Here is a 4,761-nt window from a genome sequence, read left to right on the forward strand (position 1 = left end):
TTACTGCGCATGAAGAAGAAAGCACCAGCAGCGGCCAGCACGATAGCACCTATGATATAAGGTAGATTCGATTTTCCACCGGCTCCTACTGCGAATGGAAAGCGGGATACATACTCATCCGTCCCACCTCTGATCGTCACCAGCCCCACAAACTTGCCTGGCTCCGGAAAGGAATGCTCAAAAGTAACCGATCCATTCGAATACACTTTAGGTGGTAAATGAAATATCGTTATTTCATCAAGATTCTCTTCCGATCCCGTGTCACGTATTATTCTCACTTCGGTTGCCATAGAACGCAGTTCCTCATTGATATAATCCAGCGCAACAACAGTACGACCTACCAAGGGAATATCTTCACAAAATTCCTGCTCTTGTGTGCTCTCAGGTTGATAACCCGTAAAATGCATGGTGTATGGCCCTATTGTTAGCTTACACATGTCCTCAGCCAGCGACAACCCACCATGCGCATGTAGCTGTATTGAATAGGCCATTCCCAGCGCAACAATTAATATTGATTTATAAATAGATTTCATTAGGTTTATGAACATTATTTCCCTCTGCGACGATAATAAATATTTTATTATATGATCAATTCAATGACAAAACACTCACTTTAATCTTCTTCAGCGACGTGAAGTCCGCCATTCACGGAATCGTTTTGATTGTGTAAGTTTATAGATGAGCCATGCCAATAGCAGCAATCCCATTACAGGCGCAATTGAAGCGCGAAGTAGCTTCATATAATCGACCATTTCCACACGTAGTTGGAATTGATATTTTAAAGGTGGAATTCCTTCTGCGGTTACAATGACTGAATATGCCCCCTTTTCTAGCTTACTTATTCCATTAACAACACCGTCCGGATGGTATTCAACAGGTAACTGCATCACAGTTTCTCCATCTGCTTCACCTCCTCGAGAAACTTTCACTGTAACTGGCATATTACGCAATGCAGAATCAATTAGATCAATTACTAAATAAGTATCCCCCGCCAATGGGATATCCGTACAATAGTGCCCACTCTCGTCATATTGCGGCTGATAAGCGCTTAGATGCACCATGTTCTCACCTATCTTGCGTACACACGGGTCTTCCTCTAAAGAGACTTTCCCATGGGCGACCGCACTGCCCGCATAAAGCATCGCAACAAGAACGAAAGCCGCAATACCAGCCTGTGTTAATTGCTTTATCACGACAAACTCTCCCGTTAATAATTAAGACAATATGATTTATAAAAAAAACCGGCACACCTTTCTGTCTCACGACAGCGGTGCACCGGTTGTATTTGTTGCTTCTGACTACTTATTAAAGCTTGGTAAAGACCGGGATAACCGCACCAGCAATACTATTTATATGGCGATTTCCTTCTGCATCCCAAGACATCAGCAATCCACCAAAACGGCTTTCCGGGTCACCCAACAGAGCCATCAAGCGCTGAATTTCCCATAATGCGTCTTTGGCTTCCATTTTGATTTCTTTGGTTTCACCTGGCTGAATTGGTGTTTCATCATCAAAATTCAGACCAATTGCTATCAGTTCCCGAGGGTAGCTCGGATCCAGATATTGACGGCCATGAGCGTTGATGAAACGGATACCGGCTGTGGTGAATTCTCCAAATTTGACTGGACTGTCACCATTATTGGTTACTTCCAAGTTCACACGCAGTGCACGTCCCGGTACGTCATAGTTAGCGTATGTTACGCGAATGGCTACTGGATTAGGTGCAACTGGAAGTGGATCCACTTTTGACTCGCCTGCTTGGATTGGCACCGTGTACGGATGTTTTGTTTCCGTATAACGATAGCTACCCCAGACCAACGCAACGGTCAGTATTGCCATAACGAAGGCAATTTTCTTGTCCATTGGATCTCTCAGGATCTCATCACCATAGGCCAACAATACACGGCTACGCGGCAAGAACATCGGGCGGGCAACAAAGATACCAATCCAGAGACAACCTAATGTCATCCAGATGATGTGCCAGGTCAGACCATTGGCAAAGTTGAAGGTCTCGGTATCTATTGTTTCTCCCGTCAATAGCTTGATCGGGTTGGTAAAGTCATCCCAGTTACCCGAGATATTCATCCACGCTCCCGGGCCTGCAATCGGACCTGCATCTTTCACGTTCAACATTGCGTGCATGTGATGACGGCCTGGAATACGTGCTTTCAGACTGACTTCAACCTGATAGTCACGACCGATTTGCATCGGGCCTGAAATAAACCACGGCTGGCCATTTATTTTGGTGCTCAGACGAACAAACACCGGGCTCGGGCTTCCCACGTTGAAGAAAGCTCGATCTGGTTTGGCTGCCGCAGCTGGCCAATCTTCAGCCAAGTGAAACTTGCCGGTTATTTTGGCAAGATCATTGACTTTGGTAACTTCTGGCGACCATTTAATGTCATACCATTGAACAGTACGCATCCTCAGGAAGGGTTCCTGAGAACGTTCTCCGTGTGCCGCAACCGGTGTAATATCTACTACCATGCTTACTGCCAAGGCTGCTGCTGCGTAAGCGACTCCGTAAAGCCCCATGACGCTTCGTTTGTATATGTTTTTTATATTCATTATTTGATCCCCTGTGCGAAACCTTCTTCACCAAATGCGGTAACGTCATCTCTTTGCACAATACGGCCTCTCTTACCTTTTACATAGTAGAAGGCTGTGCAATAAACTTTACCGAGGTACCACCAAACAACGAACATCAACATGGATACAAATGCCGCGAAGAATGCAGCAATAACGGTGGTATGACCACCAAAGGTACGCAGTGAACCTTGCTCAATATGGCGTACGTATTCTGGAGTACCGGTACGAACATAGAGGTGGCCCATGTAGTCTGCCATTGAAAGCAATACACCTTCAGCAACGACTGGCAAGTGGGTCGGTCCAAAAATTGCCCAGTTGCCTGGATAGAAGAATAAACCAAAGAATCCGCCTCCAACCAGCGCGGTAATCAGCCAGTTACCGGACAGATACAGCGTGAGATCCAACATCAATGCGCCCGGGATCATGATGCCTGGTGTCACAAAGTTCATTGGGTAGTGTGACCACCAGTAAAAACCCCAGTAGCGAGTTAGCCATTCTCCAACCAGCAGGCAAACGATACAGAGTGTCGCGCCAAATGGTTGACGATAGTTAACCCAAAGATAATACATAATTGCTGAACAGTAGGTAATGCCTACAATCGGCGTCACTACCGGCCACCATTGACGATCTTTCCAGTCCATCCAGAAATCCCAGTCACCTGCCAGCAGCATAAAGTGCATGTGATAGGTTCCAACCAAAAGTATGCACAAAATCGGAAAATAGATCAGATCAATTGATCGCGACATGTGGATCGCTTCCTGCGGCATCTTGGCTGCTTTCAGAATGTCATTCGTTTTGAACATGCCCGCCATGTAACCTTCACTTTTTGACAGCAGCGGTACAAACAGAAACAAAACAGGTATAAATAATAATACCCATACTACGCTTTCATTCATAACTCCCTCCCTTTGAAGCTTGTAATATTAAATTTGACATGACGATTCCTTTATTTTTTCAGGTTAATTACTAACGACTAATTTGCATATCCCCATCATAGTCGACTCGCTCTATCTCACCCCCACTTCTGGTCTCCCAGAAGCAGGAATGAAAATCGTCAATCTATAACCTCAAATTAAGGAACAATCCTATTGTTAAGAATTTCCTTACTTTGGTTATTCCAAACCACGTCCACCAAATTGGAATAGCGGGTGATGATCTGAGCAGCAATACCACCTGCGAACAGTCCGGACCAACCCAGAATCACAAAGCCCCAGTGCAGTGGTGCGCTGAAGAGTTCTTCCATGAACCAGAAAGCATGACCCCATTCGTTCAAGCCTACGTTTGGCAGAATCATGAGGGGACCTGCAATCGCCAATACCAGCGGGAATGAAATACCTCTGCTGTATAATGGCAGGCGGGTCATTGCATACAGGTATGCAGCAACGCCACATACGATGTACATCGGGAAGGAACCATAGAACACCACAACATGGCTAGGTGTAAAACTGGTATCACGAATAATTACTTGGTGCCATGATGCGTCTTGCTCGGTGAAAAAGCTACCACCCCAGTATACGCCGAAGAGGTATACGCCAAGCCACATCATCCAGTAAAAATAGCGTTTGACTTCCAGTGTTGGATCCAGATTATCCAGTTGCTCTTTGGTATCACGGGTTTTCCAGAGCCAGCCCCAGGTAACCAATGCAAATAGCGGCATAACTGTCATGTGTACGCGCCATAATCCCATCCAAACTCGATCAAATTCAGGCTCCATCGAGTCCATGCCATGTGAATAGGCAAATGACCGTTGGTACCAGATCCAGAAGATCGCTACCAGCAGCATTACACCCATACCAAATTTATACCATTTTGAGTCATACCACAGCGACATGTCATAGCCTCTAGAGCTAGATGCTGCGCTGCTCGTTCCCATTGTAGTTGCCATTTAAACTTCCTCCTGTTTTTTACATTTTAGCTAGAAAAAGTAATATCGTTGCTTGCCAACCATATTACTCACTATCACATCAATCCATAAAAACCTTACCGTCCTCATGGTCTCTGTATAGCGTTCGACTAAACCACTCCTTTTTTTGTTCCAGCTAAAAAGCTTAACGCCCTTTGCTGGCTACACTCTACAGGCTAGTCACCTTAATCACTTTAGTCAAGTAATTTTTCCATATTTGTAGCAGGGGATTTCATAAAAAATAAAATCTATTACTACTTCAATAAGTT

Annotated in this window: 5 protein-coding genes; all 5 read right to left on the reverse strand. The window is 45.1% G+C overall.

Features of this window, described 5'->3' with window-relative positions; all coding sequences use genetic code 11:
* Positions 1–533: hypothetical protein (locus BLP80_RS14270; RefSeq protein ID WP_143002320.1), on the reverse strand; the 533-nt coding region annotated here is incomplete at its 3' end.
* 90 nt (positions 534–623) lie between these two features.
* On the reverse strand, positions 624–1,193 hold the full coding sequence (locus BLP80_RS14275) for a hypothetical protein (protein WP_090544348.1): 570 nt from the start codon (positions 1,191–1,193) through the stop codon (positions 624–626).
* A gap of 112 nt (positions 1,194–1,305) precedes the next feature.
* The gene (locus BLP80_RS14280) at positions 1,306–2,568 is read right to left on the reverse strand and encodes a methane monooxygenase/ammonia monooxygenase subunit B (RefSeq protein ID WP_090544350.1); all 1,263 of its coding nucleotides are present in this window, start codon (positions 2,566–2,568) and stop codon (positions 1,306–1,308) included.
* Positions 2,568–3,485: a methane monooxygenase/ammonia monooxygenase subunit A gene (locus BLP80_RS14285; protein ID WP_256325124.1), complete on the reverse strand. Its 918-nt coding sequence runs from the start codon at positions 3,483–3,485 to the stop codon at positions 2,568–2,570. The genes BLP80_RS14280 and BLP80_RS14285 overlap by 1 nt, the downstream gene beginning before the upstream one ends.
* 176 nt (positions 3,486–3,661) lie before the next feature.
* Positions 3,662–4,474 (reverse strand): methane monooxygenase/ammonia monooxygenase subunit C, encoded by an 813-nt coding sequence (locus BLP80_RS14290; RefSeq protein WP_090544352.1) that lies wholly within the window; start codon positions 4,472–4,474, stop codon positions 3,662–3,664.
* Positions 4,475–4,761: the final 287 nt, after the last annotated feature.

Source organism: Nitrosomonas sp. Nm132, from assembly GCF_900100485.1.
GTDB lineage: Bacteria > Pseudomonadota > Gammaproteobacteria > Burkholderiales > Nitrosomonadaceae > Nitrosomonas.

Bases quoted from the DNA above. Each gene is read 5' to 3' on its own strand.
- BLP80_RS14285 (WP_256325124.1), bottom strand. From the start codon at position 3,485: ATGAATGAAAGCGTAGTATGGGTATTATTATTTATACCTGTTTTGTTT.
- BLP80_RS14280 (WP_090544350.1), bottom strand. From the start codon at position 2,568: ATGAATATAAAAAACATATACAAACGAAGCGTCATGGGGCTTTACGGA.
- BLP80_RS14290 (WP_090544352.1), bottom strand. From the start codon at position 4,474: ATGGCAACTACAATGGGAACGAGCAGCGCAGCATCTAGCTCTAGAGGC.